General features: G+C 39.8%; 10 protein-coding genes. 9 read left to right on the forward strand and 1 reads right to left on the reverse strand.

Going from position 1 to position 20153, the window contains the following annotated elements; genetic code table 11:
- The first annotated feature begins 133 nt into the window (after window positions 1–133).
- From P0077_RS05700 to P0077_RS05735, 8 genes are all read left to right on the forward strand, one after another.
- Window positions 134–1660, forward strand: a complete 1527-nt coding sequence (locus tag P0077_RS05700) for a sulfatase family protein (protein ID WP_432422801.1) — start codon at window positions 134–136, stop codon at window positions 1658–1660.
- A gap of 23 nt (window positions 1661–1683) precedes the next feature.
- A complete protein-coding gene (locus P0077_RS05705; RefSeq protein WP_276168172.1) occupies window positions 1684–5067 on the forward strand; it encodes a VCBS repeat-containing protein in 3384 nt (1127 codons plus the stop codon).
- 97 nt (window positions 5068–5164) lie between these two features.
- Window positions 5165–6646: a sulfatase family protein gene (locus P0077_RS05710; RefSeq protein WP_276168173.1), complete on the forward strand. Its 1482-nt coding sequence runs from the start codon at window positions 5165–5167 to the stop codon at window positions 6644–6646.
- Window positions 6647–6655: 9 nt separating this feature from the next.
- Window positions 6656–8482, forward strand: coding sequence for an alpha-1,3-galactosidase-related protein (locus tag P0077_RS05715; protein WP_276168174.1), 1827 nt, complete (start codon window positions 6656–6658; stop codon window positions 8480–8482).
- 150 nt (window positions 8483–8632) lie between these two features.
- The gene (locus tag P0077_RS05720; protein ID WP_276168175.1) at window positions 8633–10516 is read left to right on the forward strand and encodes a right-handed parallel beta-helix repeat-containing protein; all 1884 of its coding nucleotides are present in this window, start codon (window positions 8633–8635) and stop codon (window positions 10514–10516) included.
- 30 nt (window positions 10517–10546) lie between these two features.
- Window positions 10547–12673: a sulfatase-like hydrolase/transferase gene (locus P0077_RS05725; RefSeq protein ID WP_276168176.1), complete on the forward strand. Its 2127-nt coding sequence runs from the start codon at window positions 10547–10549 to the stop codon at window positions 12671–12673.
- 14 nt (window positions 12674–12687) lie between these two features.
- Window positions 12688–14028 carry a sulfatase gene (locus tag P0077_RS05730; protein ID WP_276168177.1) on the forward strand — a complete coding sequence of 447 codons (1341 nt, stop codon included), beginning with the start codon at window positions 12688–12690 and terminating at the stop codon, window positions 14026–14028.
- Between the two features lie 38 nt (window positions 14029–14066).
- Window positions 14067–15539, forward strand: coding sequence for a sulfatase-like hydrolase/transferase (locus P0077_RS05735; protein WP_276168178.1), 1473 nt, complete (start codon window positions 14067–14069; stop codon window positions 15537–15539).
- Window positions 15540–15635: 96 nt separating this feature from the next.
- On the opposite strand, the gene P0077_RS05740 is transcribed toward P0077_RS05735, so the two are convergent.
- Window positions 15636–18368 carry an outer membrane beta-barrel protein gene (locus tag P0077_RS05740; protein ID WP_276168179.1) on the reverse strand — a complete coding sequence of 911 codons (2733 nt, stop codon included), beginning with the start codon at window positions 18366–18368 and terminating at the stop codon, window positions 15636–15638.
- 296 nt (window positions 18369–18664) lie between these two features.
- Between P0077_RS05740 and P0077_RS05745 the strand changes: the two genes are divergently transcribed.
- Window positions 18665–20140, forward strand: a complete 1476-nt coding sequence (locus P0077_RS05745) for an arylsulfatase (RefSeq protein WP_276168180.1) — start codon at window positions 18665–18667, stop codon at window positions 20138–20140.
- The last annotated feature ends 13 nt before the right edge of the window (window positions 20141–20153 follow it).

Genomic DNA, 20153 nt, shown 5'->3' on the forward strand with positions numbered 1-20153 from the left:
CATTAACATACCCGTTTTTGTTGAAAATGTTGAGTTAGTTTTTGAAAGCCAGAAGACCTTGTTGTCTTCTGGCTTTTTTTAGGTCTTTACCGTAAATAAATAGTATTTTCAATCTTCCTTTGACAAGCAGAACATGAAAATTTTGAATAAAAAACTAAAACTGCTTACCACACTTCTTGTGCTTGCAGCTATTGCCCAAACCTATGCTCAAAAGCCCAATATTGTCATTATTTATGCAGATGACATGGGGTATGGCGATTTACAATGTCAAAATGAAAATTCAAAAATCCCTACTCCTCATCTTAACCAATTAGCGGCTGAGGGCATGAGATTTACCGATGCCCATAGTTCATCGGGAATCTGTTCCCCTAGCCGATATGCGCTCCTCACCGGCACCTATCACTGGCGTAGACAGCATGGCATCGTTAACTCTTTCGGCCCTCCATTTTTTGATGAATCGGATGTTACGCTTCCTGAGCTCTTGAAAACCAATGGCTATAAAACTGCGGCTATTGGAAAATGGCATTTAGGCTGGAACTGGAAATTCAACAACGAATCTTCAGGTGAAGTTTTTCAGTGGAACAAAAAACGTAAGTTCTATAAACCAGAGGATATTGATTGGAGCGACCCGCTTACTGGTGGACCTTTAGACCATGGCTTCGATTATTATTTTGGGGATGGCACTATTAACTTCCCCCCATATGCATGGGTGGAAAATGACAAATTTATTGAGCTGCCAAAAGCGGTAATGGATGTTCACAATGTAGGTTTTGATGTTAACGAGGGGGAATGGGAATTTAGACCAGGCCCAAAAGTAAATGGTTGGAATCCGTACGAAGTACTACCTACACTAACCAAAAAGACAGTTGAATACATCAATCAGCAAGAGGTTGACAAACCTTTCTTTCTCTACTTTGCGTTGCCATCGCCTCATGCACCCATTATTCCAAACAAAGAATTTATCGGAAAATCCGAAGCAGGTCCGTATGGTGATTATATGTTTCAAACCGATTGGGTCGCGGGCCAAGTTTTAAGCGCTTTAAAAGAAAAAGGACTGGACAAAAACACTATCGTAATTTTCACAGCCGATAATGGTAGCGAGAAATACGCTTTTGAAAGAGCTGAAAAATATGAACATTTTAGTATGGGCGAATTTAGAGGCCTCAAACGTGATGTTTGGGAAGGAGGCCATCATATTCCCTTCATCATAAAATGGCCCAATGAGATAAAGGCAGGTACAGTTTCCAACGAAGTCATATCTCAAATAGATATTATGGCAACCCTTGCCATTATTACCAATACAACTTTACCCCACCAAGCGGCCCCGGATAGTTACAACTTGCTACCATTGCTAAAAGGCAAAAAATACAAGAACTCATTACGTGAAGCAACAGTACATAATACATACAATGGCATTTGGGGATTACGTAAAGGAAATTGGCTCTACATAAATAAATCCTCTGGCGAGCACACCAAAATGCCCGATTCTTTTAAGAAATTGAGAAACTACACGGATTTTGATACACCAGGGTTGCTTTTTGATATGAGAACAGATGCCGGGCAAAGAAATAATATTTTTGAAGAGCATCCTGATGTAATTCAAGAAATGGCCACTATTTTAGAAACTTATCGCAAACAAGGGTATTCGGTAAAACGATAAAAGCACTCTAGTAAATCAATCATATGCCTACACTTTCTTCTGGACGTAATTCTATTTTACCAATCTCTCGGTTAAAGCTATTGGTTTCATTCGTATTGCTTTTGGTGTCCTGTAAAGAAAATAAACAAATCGAAACAGAGGGTAAGGAAAACACACTTTTCCAAGAGGTTTCCTGTGAAACTACCAATGTAAATTTTAATAATTCCGTTGAGGCCACCAAAAGTTTAAACTTATTCTCTTACATGTATTTTTACAATGGTGGAGGCGTTGCCGCTGGAGACTTAAATGGCGATGGATTGGATGACCTTTACTTTACAGGTAATCAAGTGCAGAATAAACTTTACATCAATAAAAGTAATTTTGAGTTCATAGATGTTACGGAACAAACCAAAACAGCTGGCGATTCAAATGCTTGGTATACCGGGGTTACTTTCGCAGATGTTACCGGTGACGGAAAATTAGATATTTACGTTAGCCAGATTGGTGATATGCTTGGCACCCAAGGGCACAACCTACTATTCATCAACTTAGGAAACGATTCGCAAGGAGTTCCAAAATTTAAAGAAAGTGCTCAGGAAATGGGCTTAATCGTCAAAGGCGCCACTACACAGACCACATTCTTCGATTACGATTTGGATGGCGATTTAGATGCCTACGTTATGACCCATTCTAATTTTAACGATGGCGTACTTCCACGTGCGGAAAAACGTTCAATTATTAGCTCTAATGGGGATAAATTATTCCGAAACGATGACACCAAGTTCACGGACGTAACCGAAGAATCTGGAATTTACAGCAGTACTCTCGGTTTCGGGCTGGGTATCAGTACTGCCGATATCAACAAAGATGGTTACCCAGATATTTATATTGGGAACGACTTTTACGAGGACGATTACCTCTATATTAACAATGCAGACGGTTCTTTTAAAGAAGATTTGGCCTCACGAATAAAACATACGAGTCGTTTTTCAATGGGCAACGATATTGCCGATATAAACAACGATGCTCTGCCCGATATTTTATCATTGGATATGCAGGCCTACGAGCCCGAAATTCTAAAAGCATCCCACGGGGAAGACTCATATGCCATTTTCAACTACAAATTATCTTTTGGCTATCAACATCAATACGCGCACAACACTTTTCAACTAAATAAAGACGGAAAACATTTTAGTGAAATCGCACGGTTGGCCGGCATTGAAGCAACGGACTGGAGCTGGTCCGTATTAGCCAACGATTTCGATTTGGACGGGCATAAAGATTTGTTTATCACCAACGGCATTTACAGAAGAAGTAATGATATGGACTATATGCAATTTCTTTCAGGCGATGAAGTTCAGAAGCAACTTCGCTCTGGAAATTATGATTATAGTGAAGCGCTCACTGAGAAAATGCCCAGTTATCCGTTGCAGAATTTTTTCTATAAAAACAACAATGACCTCAGCTTTACCAACACATCAACCGCATGGGGCGGTTCTAAAAAAGGGTTCTCGAACGGAGCGGCGTATACCGACTTAGATAATGATGGCGACCTAGATCTAGTTGTTAACAACCTTAATGCAAAAGCATCCATCCTAAAAAACACAACCCTTGAAAACGACTCGCTACACAAAGGTTATTTGCGTATAAAACTAAAAGGAGAGTCCAGTAACAGCTATGGTATCGGGTCTAAAATTACAGTGAGCATACATGGCAATAAACAGTACCAAGAATTGTTAATCGCTCGTGGCTACCTATCCTCATCTGCACCCTATCTTAACTTCGGAGTACCGAAAAATGCTAAAATCGATACGGTTCAAGTACAATGGCCTAATGGTGAAGAAACTATTTTAACCGATATAACTTCCGGTCAAGAATTAACTATTTCACAAGAGAATTCATCCTTTCAAAAACCTAAGGTAGACAGTACAAAAATTTTATTCACAGCTCTAGAAACTAACCGGTTGGGAGTGGATTACCAGCATAAAGAGAATCGTTTTTACGAATTCAACAGAGAACATCTAATACCCCATATGAACTCCACTTGGGGGCCACCAATTTCTGTAGGAGATATTAATGGTGATGGTTTAGACGATTTTTTTGTGGGTGGAGCCCAAAACCAAACTGCTGAAATATATTTACAACGGCCCAATGGCAAATTCATCAAATCAAACCAAAATGCACTACTAACCGATGTCGCTTCAGAAGATACCGCTTCAGAACTTATAGATGTAAACGGAGATGGTCATTTAGATTTAATTGTGGGCAGTGGCAGCAATCAAGAGATAAAACCAGACCCCAAGAGTCTAACCAGACTTTATATCAACAATGGTAAAGGAAACTTTTCTAGAAACACCGGCTTTCCAGAAATCTATACAACGGTTTCCAATCTCGCGATTGCCGATTTTGATAAAGATGGTGATAATGATGTTTTTGTATCCTCACGATCTATTCCCGGCAAATATGGCTCCTCCCCAGATTCCTATTTGCTTTTAAATGATGGTAAAGGAAATTTTACCGTGGATACTCCTTTCCAAAAATACTTCAAAGAATGTGGAATGGTTACTTCTGCAAAATGGGTTGATTTAAATAAGAATGGTTGGAAAGACCTTGTTTTAGTTGGGGAGTGGATGCCCATAAAAATATATTACAATTCAAACGGAAATCTTAGCGAAGCGAATCCGGCGAAAAACCAACTACAGTTCTCGAACGGCTGGTGGAACACGGTAGAAATGGGAGATTTTGACAATGATGGCGATATCGATTTGATTGCCGGTAATTTGGGGCTCAACTCAAAGTTGAGGGCATCGAAAAATGAACCTGTTCAGATGTATTATGCCGATTTTGACAAGAATGGATGGCCCGAAGGTGTTACCACTCATTTTATAAACGGGAAGGAACATGTTTTTTCCTCCAAAAGTCTTTTAGAGAAGCAAATGGTCTATCTCCGTAAAAAGTTTACCACATATAGCGCTTTTGCGGAAGCCGACTTTAAAGACATTTTTACAGCGGAAGAATTACAGAATGCTAAAATTTTGAAAGCCTACGAATTCAGAAGCTGTTTTATAGAAAACCTAGGAGATCAAAAATTTAAACTTACCCCTTTACCTACAGCTGCACAATTCTCAACCGTAAATACAATACTTCCATTAGATTTTGATCAAGACGAAAATTTAGATGTATTGCTCGGAGAAAACTTCTATGATTCCAATACCGAATTAGGGCGCTACGATGCAGGTTATGGCACCCTTCTAAAAAATATGGGAAAAGCTAATTTCACAACAATACCCATTTCCCAATCAGGTTTATTACTGGACAAACAGACGAGACATATCAAAACGCTAACAAGCACAAAATATGGAAAACTACTGGTTATCAGTAACAACAATGATAGCCTTCAGTTTTATCGGCATACTTCTTTTGAGTAGTATGTATTGATGCAGACATTTCTTGTACTGACAGAAACATAAGTTTTTGTCCTTTAGGCTTTCTTTGAATTATTGAAACGCATATCCTTTCAAATCGATGAAAAAACAGATTTTAAAATCTCCAGTAAAACTAGTGGTCTTTTTTACACTACTATTTTGCAGTTGTGGTACAAAAGAAGAACCAACCGCAAAAAAAGAACAAGGTAATAACGCTCCAAACATCATTCTCTTTGTTGCAGATGACCATGGCACGGATGCCATTGGTGCCTACGGAAACAAAGTTATTAAAACTCCAAATCTAGACCAATTGGCGGCAGAGGGCGTACGTTTTGACAATGCCTATTGTACCAGTGCCAGTTGCGCGGCGAGCAGGTCCGTTATTCTTACGGGATTATATGGGCATGCTACAGGATCCTACGGCCACGTACATGATTATCATCATTTTAGCAGCTATAACAACGTAAAATCACTACCCGTTCTACTTGAAAAATCGGGTTATGAAACGGCAAGAATTGGTAAATACCACGTTGCTCCTGAATCCGTCTATCATTTTCAAAAAGTATTGGAAGCCAACCCTAGAAACACAGTGGAAATGGCGGAAAAATGCAAGGATGTTCTCAATTCAGATAAACCGTTCTTTCTTTATTTCTGTACGGACGACCCGCACCGTGGCGCTCCATTTGAGTCGGAACCATGGAATCTCCCCAATAGCTTTGGCAACAAAAAAGAAGGATACGAAGGTGTTGAAACCGTTACCTACGACCCCAAAGACGTAGTGGTACCCAGTTTTCTACCTGACAGTAAAGAAAGTCGTGAAGAAATTGCACAATACTACCAAAGTGTTTCCCGGATAGACCAAGGGTTTGGTAAGCTCATGAAAATGCTCAAGGAAACGGGCAAGGATAAAAACACTGTCGTTATCTATATTTCTGATAATGGAATGGCCTTTCCCGGCGCTAAAACTACGGTTTATGAACCTGGCATCAAACTACCCTGTATTATAAAGGACCCCTTTGCCAACCTCAAAGGAGGTACGGTAAACAATGCCCTAATATCATGGACAGACCTTACGCCAACGATTTTGGATATGGCGAATGTCACCTATGATTCCAATGATTTTCATGGTAAATCGTTCAAAAACATACTCTCCGAAGAAAACCCAAAAGGGTGGGATGAAATGTATGCCTCCCATACGTTTCATGAAATTACCATGTATTACCCAATGCGTGTGGTAAGAGATAAAAATTACAAGCTGATTAGGAATATTGCCTGGCGACAAGAATACCCATTTGCATCAGACCTCTGGGCAGCTTCCACATGGCAAGAGGTCTACCGAAGTGAAAAAGAATACTTTGGAAAGCGCAAAGTTAAAGATTACCTCTTCCGCCCCGAATTTGAATTATTCGACCTGTCCAAAGACCCGGATGAAAGTCAAAACTTAGCCAATGATGAAAATTACACAGAAGTTTTAGAGGGCTTGAAAACGAAAATGAAAGCTTTTCAACTAGAAACCAAGGACCCTTGGCTCATTTCGTGGGACTATGACAATTCGCTACAAGGCACTGGTGTTAATCTCTAATTACAACCCATGTTCAATTTCTATTCTTTAAAAGCACTTTACCTGTGCGCTATATTCTTTTTTAGTACTTACCATCTTGCGGCACAGGAGACCATTCACTTAAAGGCAGAAGCCGAAGACATGACCCCTTTGGTTCGTGAAGCCCTGGAGAATGCAACCGATAAAAACTTGACTTTGGTTTTTGATAAAGGGATTTATAAATTTTTACCCGATTATGCCACCCAACAGTATTCTTACATCACGAATCACGGGAACGGATTAAAAAACATTATTTTTCTATTGGAGGATTTTGATTCCGTAACCATAGAAGGCAACGGTGCTGAATTTATCTTTCATGGGCAAGTCGCTCCTTTCCAAATTAGAAATTGTGGGAAGCTAACCGTAAAAAACCTAAAAATGGATTGGGATATTCCTTTTTTATTTCAAGGTGAAGTGTTAGCCATTGATAAAAAACAGGGGTGGCGAGATATTAAACCTTTTACCGACGGGTTTTCATGGGAATTGAAGAAAGACCGTATTTTCTTCCCCAATATAGATGGTTTCTCGTTTCCTGAGTTAGGCAGCACTTTGGCATTTAATGCGGAACATAAACGAGTAGCACATGGCGCATGGGATATGAGCAGCAGACCGCGTTGGGTAGAGAAAAGACCTAATGGAGTCCTTCGTTTTCATGAACATTTAAAGCAATATCCGGCTGTAGGTTCAATTTTAAATTCAAAGGGAGATCATGACCATAACCGCTATGCGCCGGCTTTTCAAATTACATCTTCCAAAGATGTTCATTTGGAAGATGTAACGATTCACCATGCCTTGGGAATGGGATTACTTTTTGAGCGAACTGAAAATATTACCATCAACAATTGCGGCATTTATGTTCGTGAGGGCTCAGACCGAGTGGTTTCTACCATTGCAGACGCTACCCATTTTGCCAATTGCAAGGGTGATATTCTTATTGAGAATTCCACTTTTAAGCATATGCTGGACGATGGCACCAATGTGCATGGGACGTATGTAGTTGTAGATAAAATTTTAAATGACCATAGCGTCCGCGTATATCTTCAGCATTTTGAACAGATGGGTTTTGAATTTGCTGCCTCAGGCGATGAAGTATGGCTTATACAACAGCCCAGCCCAAAAAGGGGTCCTGAAAATACCGTAACCAATGTTGCCGTGGTAAATGACAAATACTCGGACATCACTTTTAAAAATAAATTACCTCATTCTTTAGCCGAGGGTGACATTCTTGAAAACAAAACATGGAATCCTACCTTTACCATGCGCGGTTGCACGATTAAGGACCATAGGGCACGCAATATTGTTCTAAAAACACCTTTGAAAACCGTAATTGAGGGCAATAATTTTTCCGCTATGATGTCTTCTATTTTCTTCAGGGGAGAAACCTATTTCTGGTTTGAATCCGGCGCGGTTGAAGATGTCCTGATTCAGAATAACAATTTTGAATATAGCGCTTACAGCGGTATGGAACATGCCATTTTAAATATCACGCCACGCCTCGGGAAGGATTTTGATCAGACTGAAATATATGACCGTAACATCCGCTTTATCAATAACAACATTAAAACTTTTGACAACCGGATTGTTTGGGCCGATCGGGTAGACGGATTAATCATATCCGGTAACACAATTGAACAAACCCGGGAAGAACTGTCTCTTTATCCCAATGCACATCAGTTCGATTTTAAAAATTGTAAAAACGTTGAAATTTTAAACAACACCTATAAAGGAAATGCAGAAAAGGTGCTTAAAACGGAAGGCTCATCAACTGAAAAAATTAAATTCAAACGTAATAAGGGGTTTGCAAACCACGAAAAGTAAAGCTTATGAATTTCACTCCACCCGAATTAACACACTCATAAACAACTTCTTGTATTAGTGAAGACATAATATTTACCATAGAGGACACGCAAAGTGAGGCCTACCCCTAATTTGGCTCCTGTTAATTGACCTCTTAAACGATCAGAACAAATGAAAAGAGTTTTATCCCTTTGGTGCATTCTTATACTAACCCTTGTTTCGTCTCCTGTTTTCGCACAGCATAGCGATGGCGAACAGGTATTATTCACAACTTCTATTTCGGATGATGCTACTCCTGCGGTTCTCGCACGAATTAGGCGCGCAGATAAAGAACCTATTTCAGAAATAAAATTTGAAAAAGGCACCTATCACTTTTATCCGGATAAGGCCTACGAACGTTTTACCCGTATTTCTAATCATGATGATGTAATGGCGAAAACTGCCTTGCCTCTACTTGGTTTTAAAGAGCTTACTATTGATGGTCAAGGTTCCACCTTCATTTACCACGGTAGAATGATTCCTTTTTTAATTGAAGGCTCTGAAAACATTACAGTGCAGAACGTAACCATAGACTGGGCTATGCCGTTCCATAGCGAAGGAACTATTGTGGCCAAGGACGAGAAGAACAACTCGTTCGATATTCAATTTTCCGATGAATATCCGTATGAAATCCGGAATGAGCAGCTAATCTTCATCAAAGAATATTATGAGCATACCTTGGGGCAATCCATTCTGTATGACCCAGCAAGAATGGCCATCGCTTTTGACACCGAAGCATATACCCCGATTGTAGCTTCTCGCAATTCAAAAGTGCAGCATAACTTGGATAAGATCAATTATAAATACAAAGTAGACCCTCGTTCTAAAGTAGAAAAAGTTCGTGGCAAAGAAGACAATTTACGGGCAGAGGAATTAAAGCCTGGCACCGTGCGCATTTTCAATCACAAAAAGAAATTGCCACCGGTTGGCATGATTCTGGTTTGCAAAGGCGACCAAAGTCTGAACCGTTTGGCTCCTGCATTCCGTATTACCGGTACTGACGGTTTTAACGCCAACAACGTTACCGTACACCATGCAGGTGGTATGGGTTTGATCGCCGAAAATTCTTCAGACCTTATTTTGGATGGTTTTCACGTAAAACCGTCAAACGGCAGAATGGTATCTACTTCTGCAGATGCCACTCATTTTGTGGGTTGCCGGGGTAAAGTGGTATTAAAAAATAGCACTTTCAACAATCAGCTAGATGATGCCACCAACGTTCATGGCACATACCAAGAGGTAATAGACATCCTAAGTAAAAATAGTATTGGTGTTCGCATAGGCCACGCGCAGCAACAGGGTTTTTCAATTGGTAAAGCCAATGATACTATTGGTCTAGTACGTTTAGCAGATTCATTTTTCGCCTATGGCCATTTAACCCTTAAGAAGGTAGAGGAGATAAATGGCAGATATCAAATCATCACTTTTAAAGAACAACTCCCGGAAAATTTAAAAGTGGGCGACCTTATCGAAAACTTAGAAGGTTACCCTGATCTACTGGTCCAGAATTGCAATATTAGCCGCAATAGGGCACGCGGTCTTTTGATTTCCAACCCTAAGAAAACCTTGATAGAGAATAATTTTTTTAGCACTGAAATGGAGGCTATCTTAGTTCCTGTTGAAAGTAGTCATTGGTTTGAATCCGGCAACGCTGCCAATTTGATTATTAGAAACAATACTTTTCAAGATAGTCAGCATAGTGGATTCAACAGGGGAATAATTCGTTTTGTTACGGATGATGACAATGACAATATCGCCTTTAAAAACATTCAGATAATAGACAACAAATTCAATCAGTTTGATAATATGATTTTGGAAATTTCCAATGTTGACGGATTGTTGTTTCAAGGTAATACAATTACCAATTCAGGTACTTTTCCTATGTTACATCCCGAAAACCCTGCCATTAGGGTCGCGTCTTCCAAAAACATCGTTTTCAAGAAGAATGATTACAAAGGAAAAGCCAAAAATATTCTAGAAACCGATGATTCAATGCCCAAGCTAAAATTCCGATAATATAACCCATCAACAAACGAACAAAACAACATGCCCAATTTAAAAACCGTATTCCAACTTGTGACGGCCATCATATGTGCGGCTGCCTTCTCTTCTTGCATGGGGCAACAGAAAAAGGAAAAACCAGAAGAAACTGCTCCAACCAAAAAGAAACCCAACATCATCTATATTCTCACCGATGATTTGGGCTTTGGAGATGTTGGCGCATTTTTTCAAAACCAAAGGAAAGAAAAAAATGACCGTAGCGAACCTTGGGCACTAACCCCGCAATTAGACAAAATGGCTTCTGAGGGTGCGATGCTCACCCATCATTATACCGCTGCTCCCGTGTGTGCACCTTCACGTTCATCGTTATTGTTAGGGGTAAGTCAAGGCCACGCTAACGTTCGTGATGGGCAGTTTGATAAGGCTTTAGCAGATAATCATACTTTGGGCAACGTTATGCAGCGTGCAGGATACAAGACAGCCGCAATTGGCAAGTGGGGTTTACAAGGGTCTAGCCGCTGGTCTAAAAATGGAGATTCTTGGCCGGCACATCCAAACAATAGAGGTTTTGACTATTACTACGGATATATGCGCCACAGAGATGGGCATGAACACTACCCTGTTGAAGGCGTTTACCGAGGCAGAAAAGAAGTTTACGAAAATAAAAAAGAAGTAAGTGAAGGGCTGGATAAATGCTATACCGGGGATTTATGGTCGGCCGTTGCCAAAAAATGGATTGTAGAACAGGTGAAGGACAAAGCGGAGCAGGAGCCTTTTTTCATGTATTTGGCATTCGATACACCCCATGCCGTTTTAGAGCTCGCCACACAAGCTTATCCTGAAGGAGGTGGCCTGAACGGTGGATTACAATGGTTGGGCAAACCAGGTAACATGATAAACACAGCTTCAGGTGAAGTTGATTCGTACATTCACCCTGATTATGCCAATGTTACCTACGACCATGATAAAAATCCGAGTACTCCGGAAGTCGCCTGGCCAGATGTATACAAGCGATACGCAAGTAGCACACGACGGATCGATAACGAAGTGGGCGATTTACTGCAACTGTTGAAAGACCTTAATATTGACAAAAATACACTGGTCGTTTTCAATTCGGACAATGGCCCGTCTATTGAGTCCTATTTGCCCGATGAAGAATACGAAGCAAATTTTTTCAATAGTTTCGGGCCGTTCGATGGAATAAAAAGAGATGTTCTTGAAGGCGGAGAACGTACCCCTTTAATTGCGCGTTGGCCATCCAAAATTCCAGAGGGGCAGGTTATTACTTCACCTAGTATTGCCTATGATTGGCTACCCACATTTACGGAGGCTGCAGGTTATCCCGCTCCCGTGAATACTGACGGTGTTTCACTTTTACCAAGCTTAACAGGTAAGGGTGAGCAAAAGGAAAGCCTAATATATGTTGAATATAACCAGGGTAGAAAAACTCCCGAATACGAAGAATTTTCGACCAACAATCGCGGAAGAGAAAGAAAGCAGATGCAAATGATGCGCGAAGGCGACATCGTAGGTATACGTTACAATATCAAAGGAGCAGACGACGACTTTGAATTATACAATATTTTAGATGACACGCATCAAAGCAAAAACTTGGCAAGCCACCCTGATATGGCAGTTCTTCAATTGCAGATGAAAGAACGTGTACTTCAAATACGGATGCCCGACACTACCGCTGCAAGGCCATATGACCATGCTATGGTTCCTTCAATTTCTATACCTGATGTAGTCAAAGGGCTAAAATGGACGTCTTTTGAGAGCCATTCACCTTGGTTGCCAAAAGTAGATGACTTGAAACCCCTTTCCAGCGGAAAATCTAGCACACCTACACTGAAGGAGATGGAAGAAAAAGGCACTATTTTTCTATTTGAGGGTTTTATAAAAGTTCCTACAGACGGCAGATACACCTTTCATTTAACCGCTACGAGCAACGCCTTTATTCGTATTCATGAAGCGAGTGTTATAGATGCCGATTATGGTTTTGACACCGGCTCAACTAAGGAAGGATCTATGAACCTAAAAGCCGGTTTCCATCCTATTAGAGTGTATTGTAAAAAGAGTAATACAGGTAAAAACAATATAAAACTTGAATGGAGCGGACCATCCGTAGCGAAAGAAAAAATTCCGGAATCCGCATTTTATTCGATGAATTGAAAACATAGTATCACATGAAAAAATTCTTCCTTTTAATATTTCTCGTTAGCAGTATTTTTAAGGGTTCGGCACAAGACCAACCTAATATTGTGTTGCTCTTTGTTGATGACTGGGGCTGGGCCGATGTCGGTTTTAGAAATTCTAAATTCCACACCCCTAATATTGACCAATTGAAGAAAGAAGGTTTCAATTTTAACCGTGCCTATATCGCAACGCCAACCTGCAGTCCCAGCAGGGCATCACTTTTGACCGGTAAAGAGCCGGTACGTTTTCAAATGGTACGCCATATCATTGATGACAAAGAAAAAGCAGCAAAAAATAACGTAGAAGGCGGAAAGTTCAACTTATGGCCCACGGACCCTGTTCAAATGCCTTCTATAAATTTCCTTCCATTAGAAGAGGTAACCTATGCGGAACGTCTTAAAGAATTTGGCTATTACAATATGTTCATAGGAAAATGGCATTTAGGGAAAGAAAAATACCATCCGGTACATCAAGGTTTTGACGCTCAATATGGAACAGGTAATCATGGTCATCCAGGTAATTATTATGCACCTTTTTTTAGAACTGGAAACCCTTTACCCAATATTGAAGAAGGCTATTACCTAACCGATGTGCTAACGAACGGAGCTGAAAAATTCATCTCCGAATACGAAAAGGACCAACCTTTTATGCTGTCACTATGGTACTATAATGTACATGGGCCACACGTGGGCCGAAAAGATTGGGTGGAGCGTTATAAAAAAGAAGGGCTTACCGGTAAAGACGCCCAGTATGCCGCCATGGTAAGTGCCATGGACGAATCCGTAGGAAAAGTAAGAAAGGCCTTAGATGAAAAAGGGATTGCCGATAACACTGTTGTAATTCTGCTCTCTGACCAAGGTGGCTATTTCAGTAATGCCCCATTATCCGGTGGCAAAACAGGTGGAAACACTTTAGGTGAAGGCGGTGCAAGAGTCCCTTTCATAATTCGATATCCTGGGGTGACCATGCCCGGTATTTCTTGTGATGTACCGGTCCAATCTGTTGATGTTTTCCCAACTCTGGTAGAAATCGCTTCCGGCAAAAAGCCAAAAACAAAAGACATTCAAGGTAAAAGCCTAATGCCCCTACTCCAAGGTAAAAAATTCAAAGAACGCAACCTGTTTTTCTTCCGAAGTTATGAAGACCAATATACCGCTATCATGAGCGGCGACTGGAAAATGGTAAAATACCACAGTGGACGTCATGATCTTTTCAATATTAAACAGGATAAAAGCGAATCTAAAGACCTTATTGATATAGAGACCGACCAAGCCAAGAAAATGAAGAAACAGCTTGAAAAATGGGAGAAAGAAGCGGTTCCCGAATTTTAGGAAAGAAACGAGACACAAACAAAATGAAAAATACTTTAATGAAGAACTTAATAGTAACGGTCACGCTCATACTTTTCAGCTTTTTGACTTTCGCCCAAGAAAAGCCAAATATCATCTGGCTAATGGCCGAAGACATAAGTATAGACCTGGAGTGCTACGGCATGAAAGGTGTAAAAACCCCCAACCTGAACAAAATGGCGAAAGAGGGCGTAAAATTTGAAAACTGCTTTGTAACCAATCCCATTTGCTCTCCTAGTCGCTCTGCAATGTTGACAGGTACGCATCAAGTAAAAATAAATGCACATCATCATAGAAGCAATAGAGATGTTCCTTTAGACCCGCAGTTTAAACCTTTTACTTATTGGTTGCGAGAAGCGGGGTACACGACTATTTTAGGTCATCATGGCGTCATGGGAAAAGGCCGTAAAATAGACGCGAATTTCAAGCATGAACCGTTAGGTCCTTGGAACGGCAAAACCCAATTCGGGATTTTTGACAAATATGATACGTTTGAAAAGGAAGACCAACCGTTCTTCGCCCAAATTCAATTGGTTGCCAGCCATAGAGGCGATTGGTGGGACGAGGTTCGAGAAAACTCAAAACACCCTGTTAACCCTGCCGATGTGGAACTCCCAAAATTCATGGCCGATGACCCCATAATTCGTTTGGACTGGGCAAAATATCTAGACCAAATAGAATTTTTGGACAATGAGGTAGGAATGATTTTTCAAGAATTGGAAGATAAGGGAATGGCCGACAATACTGTTGTTATCTTTATTGGGGATAACGGCCGGTGCAATATTCGTGGAAAAGGATACCTACAAGATCCAGGGTTGCACATACCACTTATCGTTTATTACCCAAAAGATTTAAAAGCAGGCCAGATTAGGAAAGATGTAGTTTCAGCTACGGATATTACGGCAACAGTATTAGATTTTGCCGATGTAAAAGTTCCTGAATACATGACCGGAAAACCAATGTTCGACAAAAATTTTAAGCGTGAATACGTTTATGGAGCCAGAGACCTTTGGGATGAAGTAGAAGAAAAGTCACGCGCCATTACTTCTGGTGACTGGAAGTACATTCGTAACGACATGCCCGAAGTACCTTTTGATGCCCAACAAGCCTACTTGGAATTCTATCGCCCAGCGGTTCATAGAATGCGTACACTAAAAGAAGAGGGCAAACTAAACGAGAACGAAAAATTGTTCTTTGCCCCCAACAAAGACAAGGAGGAACTCTACGACCTTAAAAATGACCCGCAAGAATTGAACAACTTGGCCGAGAACCCCAAGTATACGGAGTTGCTTCAGAAAATGCGAGAAAAGACAATGGATTTCGACGAAGAAATGAAACCTGTAAGCTCCGCATATAACCCGGTACATCCTATTTCTGTTGATGTCCTGAAATGGGTAAAAGAAGAAAGACCTGAAGATTACCAAAGAATGCTAGATGGAGAGGAAATTGGTTTTAAAAAAGCCGTTCAAGGCTATAAAGAAAGCCTTAAATAAAAAATTTAATGTAGTTGTGTTAGTGAGTTTTTCACACTTGTTTGTTTAGAAGCCCTTGGTAGATATGTTACCAGGGGCTTTTTTGTTCTAAACAACTTACCCTTTTCTTGGTCTACTATTAAGTTTGTGCATATAACTCACAATAAAGTAACGCCCCAGACTTTCGGAAGTGGTCTCCTCAAAGTAATTAGTGGTACTACGTCTGTAGATATCAATATTTTTATCCAATAGATCAATAAACAACAGCTTTAGAACGTGACTTTTCTGTTTGGAAAATGCATAGGATACCGTGGCATTCCAAAGCGGAATATTCTCATTAGAAGCAAAGGCATTATCTGTATAAATAAAATAATCGAACTGTGTATTGAAGTTCACCTTTTTGGTCAAATCACAATCAAGCATTGAAAAGTATTGCTGTTTGGTATACTTTCTATCCAAATCACGCTCAATTGAAAATGAGGTATTGTTCCCACTATACGTAGCTCCAGCTTTTAAATCAACCAGACTTTTATTGTTGTTCTCAAGTGTAGCACTGAAAAGAAAATCCTTTGAAGTGACCTCATTAAGCTGAAAATTGATAATCGCATTGTTAGTATTAAAAAAGTTTCGGTTACGAATGGAATAGCGCACACCCAGACTTTTTATTCTCTGACTAAAACCTAGTGTTGCATTCAGCCTACGTTTAATACCATTATTTTCGTAGCTCAATGTTCTAACGTAATCATCATCTACATCAACACTTTTAATAATAGCGTCTTTTGAATACTGAAACTGAACTCGGGTATTAAAACTAAAAGATGATTTAAAATCATGGACAATGGCAGATATAGTAAATGCATCCATCTTCTCGGCCACCAAGTCCGGGTTTCCCTTTCTGATAGAAAACGGATTTAAATCGTTTATCACGGTAGAACTCTCATTAGGTCTTGGTCTTCGGATATTCTTTTTATAATTCAACCTGTATTTCTGCCCTCTTTTCGGGATATATTGTACAGTTGCCATGGGATTAACGAACAACTGATTTGTAACTGCAACTCTTTCTTTCACCACACCAAACGACCGTACAACGTCCTGCAATTCCATTGCGGCATAGGTATTTATTTTTCCCGTAGTAAAGCTATGTGCCAAACGGGTCTGATAATTATTTTCGTTATGGTCGTAATCGTATTTCAGAAGTTCTTCTTTGTTTTCGGTGTTCAACGTTACCTTGTTTTGATAAACATTTTCCCTATCAACTTTATATCCCATGTAAGACTCAATCTTTATGTAATGATTGCTTCCCAAGGGTTCCGTATACTTAAAATTAAAGTTTGTAATAGAAGTATTCAGTTTCTGATCACGAATGGTATTGAGTTCCCTAACTGACTCCTTAGCTGTATTCACCCGCCTGGTTATGAAAGTGTTTTGGTTGTTTTGCATGGTTGAACTATTAAAAGAAGTCTTAAGTCCGGTAGCCAAGCTCCTACCCTTTTTTCTTAGTTTTTGGTAAAAGTTCATTCCCAGATTGGCCCGCTTTCTATTTCTGTTCACATTAGAGAGATTGTCATTTTTGGTACTCAGTTCTTCTTCCTTAAAATAGCGCCCCATACGATTAGAGTAGCTTTTTATATCATCAGAAATTAATTGCCCTTTTACAATAAAACTATTGTTGGGGTTAGATTTATTCTTGTAATCCAGGTTTACATTATGGTTGTCTTTGGTATTGATGTATTCATTCTCTGCTACGTAATCGAAATTATTGGCATTGGAAAAAGTGATTCGTTTTGACACTGAAGTACCATCATTTTTAGAATAGTTATAGAAATAATCTCCGTTTAAAGACTGTTTTTCTTTAAACTCATGACCTATATTCAACCCTGCCACCCCTGTATTTAGATATCCGCTTAAACTTTTTGTTTTTTGGGCCGAATTTTGTTCCTCTTCTGCATTATCACCATCGCCGTCCACACCATCTGCATTCTTTAAAAAATCTTGAATATTTGAGCCGGTAATATTGATGTTATTTATCTTACCGATAACAGAAAATTGAGTTTTAGAAGTAAATTTATTGTAATTGAGATTACCAAAATATCTATTATCAAGTCCAGCTCCCGCAGACACCTTGCCGAAGCCGTTATTCTTTTTGGATTCTTTCAACGAAAAATTAATGACCACTTCTTTGTTTCCGTCCGCCACGCCCGTTAGTTCAGATTCATCGCTCTTCTTGTCAATGATCTCTACGTTTGCAATAGCATCTGCCGATAGGTTTTTTAATACTATGGAGGGGTCTCCTCCAAAAAATTCTTTCCCATCAATCATAATTTTTGTCACCTCGTTGCCCTGTGCATTTACTTTTCCGTCAGAATCTACTTCCATACCCGGAATCTTATTCAACAACTCTTCTAAGTTATCATCTGGATCAACTTTAAAAGAGTTGGTATTGAACGCTATGGTATCTTGTTTTATCTGTACTGACACTACAGCGGTTAGGGTAACCCCTTCCAATTCATACGTATCCTCTAAGAGCTTTAAGTTTCCAAAATCTAGGGATGCTCCGGTGTACATAATGTTTTTGTATAAGGGGATATACCCTAACGAAGAAATATTCAAAATGTAATTACCTTTCTGAGCCTCGGTAATTTTAAAATCTCCATTTATATCCGTAATGGTATAATCCACATAGGTAGAGTCCTTTGTACTCAACAAGACTACCGCAACAGCTTCCAAAGGTTCCGTACCTTCTGAAACCACTTTTCCTGAAATAGCATCCACAGATTGCCCTTGTAATAAATAAAAACATAAAAAGAAAAACACATTTGTAAAAATATTCTTCCGTAGACAATGCATCATTAAACCAAATTGAATTACAGCCCATAAGAGCAAAGTTTAAAGATAACTTGTAGTAAATGAACAGGTGTACCTAAGAATACAAGAAATGTATTGCAGAGTACAAATTCTACCTAACTTATGATCAATTTGCTCTAACTATGCAACATATGATCAGGGGAATAAACTATACGAGGTAAAATAACTACATTGCTTAGTGCTTTATTTAAGTAAAATAAGGGAAAAACAAGACAGCTTATTTTAATCGTTATACACCCTCAAAATTAACCATATCAACATTAAGATTAAAGAACACCATTATGAGATTACGCTTTGCCGCTAACGTATCATTTCTATTTGCCATTGTCCTGCTTTTATCTTTAGGCTCTTGCAAAGAAGAAGTAAAAACAGTAACCAAAACGGAACCAAAAAAGGTACAAAAGCCCAACATCATCTATATTTTAGCGGATGACCTTGGTTATGGCGATTTAAGTTCCTACGGTCAGAAAAAAATTGAAACGCCCCGTATTGATGAATTGGCTACGAGAGGGATAAAATTAACCCAACATTATAGTGGCGCACCAGTTTGTGCACCAGCAAGATCATCTCTCATGACGGGACAGCATACCGGTCATACCCCAATTAGAGGTAATAAAGAGCTGGCAGGGGAAGGGCAAACAGCTTTACCGGGCAATTCAGTAACTATTGCCGAATTGATGAAAAAAGCAGGCTATACCACAGGAGCCTTTGGGAAATGGGGATTAGGTTTTGTTGGTACGGAAGGGGACCCCGTAGCACAAGGTTTTGATGAGTTCTATGGATATAATTGCCAACGTATGGCGCATAGATACTACCCCACTCACTTATGGCACAATGAAGAAAAGATACTTCTGGAAGGTAACGACTGGACAAATACCGAAACCTATGCACCTGACAAAATCCAAGAAGCTACATTAGAATTTATAGACAAGAATAAAGAGAAGCCATTTTTTGCCTACGTTCCTTTTGTGCTTCCTCATGCAGAGCTTATTTCCCCCAAAGATTCCATATTTGATAAGTTTAAGGAAAAATTTGAGGAAACACCCTATACGGCCGAAAACGATTTTACCTCGGACTACGGTCCTGATATCGTTCACATGGAATATGCCCCACAACTTAAGCCACATGCCGCATTTGCTTCCATGGTCTATCGTATGGATGTGTATGTGGGGCAAATTTTAGACAAGCTAGATGAATTAGGTATTGCAGATAATACCATTGTTATGTTCGCAAGCGATAACGGCCCACACGCAGAAGGTGGTGCAGACCCTGATTTTTTTAATAGTGCAGGAGGTTTAAAAGGAATTAAAAGAGACCTGTACGAAGGTGGCATTCGCTCCCCTTTTATCGTTACGTGGCCCAATAAAATTAAAGCCGGAACAACTTCTGACCACGTTTCCGCATTTTGGGATGTCATGCCCACTCTTGGCGAAATTACTAAAGTAGATGTTCCTGCGAGCAGTGATGGTATTTCGTTTTTGCCTACACTTCTGGGTCAAGACGGTCAAAAGAAACATGAACATCTGTATTGGGAATTCCCAATTCAGCAAGGTAGAAAAGCGGTGCGCAAAGGAGATTGGAAAGGTGTTGTTTATAATTTCAATAAAAAACCTCAAGGTATATTCGAGCTTTACAATCTAGCCGATGACGAAGCTGAAACTAAAAATATAGCCGACCAGCACCCAGAAATAGTTAAAGAAATGAGGCAAATCATGGAAACCGAAAGTGAGGCGTCAGAACTATTCCCTTTTAAATAATTGACCATAAAAA

Origin of the sequence: Zobellia alginiliquefaciens (genome assembly GCF_029323795.1) — a bacterium.
Classification (GTDB): Bacteria; Bacteroidota; Bacteroidia; order Flavobacteriales; family Flavobacteriaceae; genus Zobellia; species Zobellia alginiliquefaciens.

Bases quoted from the DNA above. Each gene is read 5' to 3' on its own strand.
- P0077_RS05735 (WP_276168178.1), top strand. From the start codon at position 14,067: ATGAAGAACTTAATAGTAACGGTCACGCTCATACTTTTCAGCTTTTTG.
- P0077_RS05705 (WP_276168172.1), top strand. From the start codon at position 1,684: ATGCCTACACTTTCTTCTGGACGTAATTCTATTTTACCAATCTCTCGG.
- P0077_RS05725 (WP_276168176.1), top strand. From the start codon at position 10,547: ATGCCCAATTTAAAAACCGTATTCCAACTTGTGACGGCCATCATATGT.
- P0077_RS05740 (WP_276168179.1), bottom strand. From the start codon at position 18,368: ATGATGCATTGTCTACGGAAGAATATTTTTACAAATGTGTTTTTCTTT.
- P0077_RS05745 (WP_276168180.1), top strand. From the start codon at position 18,665: ATGAGATTACGCTTTGCCGCTAACGTATCATTTCTATTTGCCATTGTC.
- P0077_RS05720 (WP_276168175.1), top strand. From the start codon at position 8,633: ATGAAAAGAGTTTTATCCCTTTGGTGCATTCTTATACTAACCCTTGTT.
- P0077_RS05715 (WP_276168174.1), top strand. From the start codon at position 6,656: ATGTTCAATTTCTATTCTTTAAAAGCACTTTACCTGTGCGCTATATTC.
- P0077_RS05700 (WP_432422801.1), top strand. From the start codon at position 134: ATGAAAATTTTGAATAAAAAACTAAAACTGCTTACCACACTTCTTGTG.
- P0077_RS05730 (WP_276168177.1), top strand. From the start codon at position 12,688: ATGAAAAAATTCTTCCTTTTAATATTTCTCGTTAGCAGTATTTTTAAG.
- P0077_RS05710 (WP_276168173.1), top strand. From the start codon at position 5,165: ATGAAAAAACAGATTTTAAAATCTCCAGTAAAACTAGTGGTCTTTTTT.